1 protein-coding gene is annotated in these 6339 nt (G+C 49.7%); it reads right to left on the bottom strand.

What is annotated here, in order from left to right:
- A partial coding sequence (locus tag FHQ30_RS11535; protein WP_176552633.1) for an ESPR-type extended signal peptide-containing protein occupies window positions 1-6329 on the bottom strand: 6329 nt, incomplete at its 3' end.
- Window positions 6330-6339 lie beyond the last annotated feature (10 nt).

Below are 6339 nucleotides of genomic sequence, written 5' to 3'. Positions count from 1 at the left end.
GCTCCAGTTGCGCCGGTGGCACCTGTATCGCCAGTCGCTCCCGTGGCTCCAGTTGCGCCAGTAGTTCCGGTAGCACCTGTGGCTCCGGTAGCTCCTGTGGCACCAGTCGCGCCGGTCGCGCCGGTATCGCCTTTTTCACCTTTCATCACTTTGGCGCTAATTTTGATCTCTTTGCCGTTTTGTGTAATATCAATATTATCACCAGCAACAAAATTCAGCGTATCGCCTAATTTAACCGCTTCAAAAGCCGCGCCATTACTGTAAGTGGCTGAACTGGTACCGCCATTATTGCCTACGGTAAAGTTCCAGCCGCTGTTCATTACTGCATACAATTGGCTGCCGTTGATGGCGTCGGTTGAACTTGCTGAAATTAAGCCCGGTGCCACATTTTGAATGCGGCGGGTTTGAGTGCCGTTGCCGACACTGACAACACCAACAACTTGATCACCACCGGCAAAATTCAATGTCAGCGCATCACTGAATTGATAGCTCTGATAATTCTTGTCAATACCTTTGGTTCTGCTGTTGTCATCCGCCAAATAAGCAGTTGAATCCCCCAAGAACACGGAATTTTCAACGGTTGTTTTCACCCGATTACCCAGCACAAACACATTCTTTTGCTGTACGCTGTTATCGTAACCAACAATGGCAGAGTTTGAGGCATCCACCGTATTTTGAATACCGTCTGCCGTGGTAATCACACCGTTGGCATCACGAGTAACTGCAGCACCGCCCAGATCGTTACGTCCACCCAGAATAAATGAATTGTCTGTCGTGCTGCCTACCGCATTATTGTTACCGGCCGAGAAGCTGTTGGTACCGGCCACAATTGACGGATCACCAACCGCACTTGAGCCAATTCCACTCACAATATTACCTAAACCAATCGAGATCGTTTGATTCGCCAATGCTTGTGCACCTTGGCCAATCGCAATGGCCTGATTGCCGACTTTAGTTTCATTACCAATCGCAATCGCCTCTTTCAACTCCGCACTATCGGCAAGAGTGACATTATTCCCCAACACAATAGTGTCGCTAATCGAATTGCCCTCTGAACCTAAGGTCAAGTTATTCCCCATGGCTAACAAGTTGATAGCACTGTGAACCACATTCTCATTACCACTGATCAAAGTGCGGTCAATATTGTTGACGGTCAAATTGCTACCGGTAATAGCAGAATCGTTGGAGGTATCAACAGTATTGTGCATACCGATAACCAGCGTGTCCTTCCCTTTGTTCAGACTATTGCCGGCACCAATCAATGCCGTTTGTCCTAACTGAGTACCGTTATTAGCAAAGAGTCCGGGGGCATCATTCATACTCGCTTCAATAGGCGGTAATACCAACTTGTCATCTGCAGAGTTGGTCAAGGTATTGCCATAACCACTCACTAATGCGCCGTTACTGTTCTGTACCGTATTGCCTGATCCGGTGACCGTCACTGCGATACTGTTCGCTACATCCGTGCTAGTTGTGTCACCCACCGTATTTTGTGACCCATAAATATGCGAGAATGCCCCTTGGCTGGCAAAAGCGCCCAAACCGAAGATACCACCCGTTGTTGCCCGCTGGTTAATCAAAATCTTATTGTTATTACCTGTTACTGTAGAATACAAGCCTTGAGTAGCCGCTTCATAACCAATCATTGTGCTACCACGACGGAATGCACCGGTATGGTTGCTCCAATTACCACGGGTTGACGTCGTACCAATTTGCACGGCCTCTACCCCGGCATAAGCACTGTTACCAATGGCAATAGAATTGGCTTGGTTGGCATCAGCGCTCGTACCCAAAGCAATACCATTGGTTTGCGCAGCACTGTAGCGGCCAATAGCAATACCATTATTACCAAAAGTCCGCGCCGTGAAGCCAACTGCCACGCCACTGGTCACTCCGGCATTTGCCGAGGCATTCGAATTGTTACCAATTGCCACACCTTGCGATTCACCCGCTTTACTGCCACTACCGATAGCCACGGCATTGGCACCACCTGCTGTAGCAGACAAGCCGATAGCGGTTGCCCCAGCACCTGCCGCTAAAGTGTTCACTCCTGCTGCCAAGGCATCAACACCGGTCGCACCATCATTATTATAGTTACTGCCCGCAGACTGCTTGGTGGAGTTCACGCTGTAATAATGGGTTTTGCTGCTATTTAACTCATTCGCTACCATATACAACTGGCTGCCGTTAATAGCATCGGTTGAAGTCGCAGAAATTGCACCAGCTGCCACATTAATGAGTTGCCGCTCTTTACCTGCGGCTCCAACGCTGACTACACCATTTGCAACACTGCCTGTTCCAGCGAAACCACTATAGGTCGTATTACCAACAGTAGCAGTAGACACCTCCGTCGCTGCCCGATCCGTTGAATCATTGCCCAAAATCACACTATTGTCTTGGCTGGACGTGACATCATTCCCTAAAACAAAGGTATTGTTATTAGCAACAACATTATTGTTACCCAAAACATAAGATTCAGTGCCACTCACCGTGCTTGGATCGCCAATAGCACCAGAGCCTTGACCACTGACTACGTTGCCAGCACCGATCGAGATCGTATCTGTCGCAGTAGCTTGTGCACCGTTACCGATGGCAATCGAACGCTCACCACTCGCAGTTGATTGAGTACCGGTCGCAATCGCATTTGTTGCTGAGGCTGTGGCGCTAGTGCCCCTCGCTTGTGCATTGCTTGCCGACGCAGTCGCACGGAAACCTTCTGCAATGCTGCTTGCTCCACTGGCAGATGAACCTGAACCCAGCGAAATAGCGGCTAAGCCACTTGCGGTGGTCGCACCACCAAATGCGGTTCCTAAATTAGAACCAATAGCAATCGCACCCTGCTGGCTGGCTTTGGCTTCGTTACCGATGCTGGTGCTGTTACTGGTGCGGATTTCTTGGCCTGCATTGAGACCCAAGGCGATATTATTGCTGCCGGTGACACTGGTACCGGCGTTATAGCCGATACCGGTATTGTTGCTGCCATTAACAAAGCGACCGGCTTGCGCTCCCATTGCGGTATTGAAGCTGCCCGTGCTTTGCTGGCCGGAATAAGCACCGAAAGCTGCATTTTCATTGCCGGTAACCGTGCGCAATGAAGCCATACCGAAGCCTGAGTTCATATTGCCTTTTAAATCAGTACCGGCATTTTGTGAACCGATCACTGTGTTGCGCATACCAGTAGAAAACTGCCCCGCATTTTGGCCGATATAGATATCTGCATCTGTCGTTCCACCAGTCGCAGTACTGTTTGCACCGGCACCTGTACCAATTAAGATAGAATGATTGTTTGGAGTGGTCATATTACTACCGGCAGCTGCGCCGATCGCAATAATATTACCAGCTGTCGCTTGTGCGCCATTACCGATAGCAACCGCACTTGCTCCACTCGCCGTTGCCGTGGAACCCATTGCAATTGCATTAGCACCTGCCGCTACTGTTGCCGGAGGGTTAGCATTAGTCGCTGTTGGTAAATTACCACCAATCGCAATCGATTGTTGTCCGGTGGCCTGTGCGCCATTTCCTTGCGCCACACCGCCTGCCGCCGCTTGGGAAAATCCGCCGGTTGCGACCGCGTATTCTGCGGCATTTGCCATACGTCCCGTAGCAACTGCTTGTCCGCCATTGGCTTTTGCAGATACACCGATTGCAACGGCAGTTTCACCGCTTGATTGGCTGTTGTTACCCAAGGCAACCGACGATCCACCGGTAGCCGTTGCTCCATAGCCTAATGCCGTAGCACTTTCTCCACCGGCATTAGATAATTGACCAATTGCCACGGTTCTTAGTGCCGTAGCTTTGGCGGTATTCCCCATCGCAATCGCACTGTTACCACTTGCAGCGCTATTCAAACCGATCGCAATGGTGGCTGGATCATTGGCTTTTGCCAAGCTACCAATCGCAACATTACCACCATATGATTTATATAATTCACCTGCATTTGTTTGACCGGCAGGGATTACCGTACCACTAGCTACTGCCCCGTGTCCCATGGCAACACTGCCATAACCGGTTGCTTCGGCATCCACACCGGCAGCCATAGCGTTAATCCCCGTTGCCCCATCATTATCATAGTTGCCACCCTTGACTTTATTATCATTGACGCTGTAATAATGGGTTAAATTATTTGCTAGTTCGCTGGATACTTCATATAGCTGGCTACCGTTGATCGCATCGGTAGAAGTTGCTGAAATTTGGCCTGCTGCCACATTGATGATTTGACGTTCTTTGCCAGCCGCACCCACACTGACTACACCGTTGTCAGCACTACCTTGACCAGCAAAACCAGTATAGGTAATTCCATTGACGCTAGCGGTATTTTCAGTCGTCGCAGTACGATCAGTTGAATTGTTACCCAAGATTACACTGTTGGCTTGAGTGGTGGTTACATTGTTACCAATCACAAAAGTATTGTCTTGGGCGATGTTGTTATCATTACCCAAAGAGTAAGAGGCATCACCGGTGATCACTGTCGGATCACCGATTGCACCGGAGCCTTCACCGGATACTTGGTTACCGGTACCGATAGAAATGCTGTTAAGTGCGGTTGCTTGTGCGCCATTACCAATTGCAATAGATGATGTGCCACTGGCTTGTGCTTGATTGCCCATGGCTGTCGCAGAAGCCGCCGTTGCCTGAGCAACTCTGCCGATGGCAATAGCATTATCTCTATTCGCCACGCTATCGTGCCCCTGCGCAATCGCATAACCGCCTTGCGCATTGGCGTTTTGTCCGACAGCAACAGCAGATGTACCGCCGGTTTTAGCATTCACCCCGACAGCCACACTGAGTGCACCGGCAGCTTGAGTCGCATTACCCAGCGCAGTGGCATTCGAGCCGCTGGCATTGGCAGATGTGCCGTAAGCCGAAGCGCCGGTGCTGCTTGCAATTGCACCGTTCCCCATTGCGGTTGAAGATGTTCCTGTTGCTTGCGAACTGGCTCCCACCGCAGTCGAACGCCAATTTGACGCAAGTGTATCTTTACCAATTGCGGTGCTGCCTTCATAGCTGGTATTCGCATTTTCACCAATCGCGATGGCGCCGTCACCATGATATTTTACATCTGCTTCCGTCAAATCTGCATTGGTTGCGGCATTGTTGCCGATAGCGATTGAGTTTGCTCCGGTTGCTTGTGCACTGGTGCTGATAGCCACCGCACTTACGCCGATGGCTTGAGCCATTCTGCCAATTGCAGTTGTATTGTTGGCGCCTGCGTTGGCGTTAAAACCGATTCCCACACTTTCATTACCAAGTGCTCTGGCGCTTGACCCTAAAGCGACTACATTACGGGTAGCGGTGGTTACCCCACCGTTGGCGAAGTTACCAATTAATACGCTTCGGTCATTAATACTATTTAAACCGGTTTGCGGTCCCATGATAATAGAACGATCGGAAGTTGAATTTTGACCTGCCAGATGACCGGCATAAACGTTGTTATCACCTTTTGAACCGTCACCGGCAATCGAACCGATGGCAACATTACTATCACCCGATAAATTGCGACCTGCCGCAGAGCCAATCAGTGTATTACCACCTGAACCAAAGCCTGGGAAAGTAATATTCCTACCATCATTAGTTGTCAAACCGACACCAGCACCATTACCGATCATAATATTGCTGAGAACTCGGGTATCCTGAATACCGCTGCCAGCATTGGTACCCAAAGCAATATTACCGTATGAAGCCGTATTAGAGCCGGCATTTTTACCGATATAAACGCTCGGCGCACGGTTGCCGTCAGCGACTGCGGCTTGCAGGGTTTGGGTTGCGCTATTCAAGCTTCCGGCTTCAAAACCAATCGCAACGCTATAATCTTTTTTCGAATTTGTGCCGGCATTGGTACCGATATTCACATTTTGAATATTCCAGTTGTCCACTGTACCGGTAGCGGCATTCTCACCAATGGAAATATTGCGACCACCATCCGCGGTTGCACCGGAACCAATAGCGATATTATTCATTTTACCCACAGTAGTGCGGTTATTTGGATCTTGCGGGTTATCCATATTCGCACGGCCAGCCGTTGCACCGGCTCCAATTGCAATCGATCCTGTTGTTACCGCACGTGCAGTTTGAGCAGTGCTACCTACCGCAATACTGTTATCAATAGCAGTTCCACCGCCCACTTCTGTACCTGCGGCATAAGCCGAAGCGCCGGTAAACGCCACAGAGAGTGCTAAAAAGATTTTACTCAATGAAAAATTTACTGGTTGACTAGCTGGGGAGGTTTTTTTGGATTCGCTTGCCACTTTGCCGTGACGAGAAGCCAACTCGGAAACCACGACCAAAGCCTGTTTTGCAACGCTCCAGATAACTTTGTAAATTTTATTCATAAATATTCCT

It is taken from the genome of Testudinibacter sp. 'clade 2' (assembly GCF_006227735.1).
Classification (GTDB): domain Bacteria; phylum Pseudomonadota; class Gammaproteobacteria; order Enterobacterales; family Pasteurellaceae; genus Chelonobacter.
Note: the sequence above shows the minus strand (reverse complement) of the source record. Positions and strands in the feature narration are given on the sequence as shown.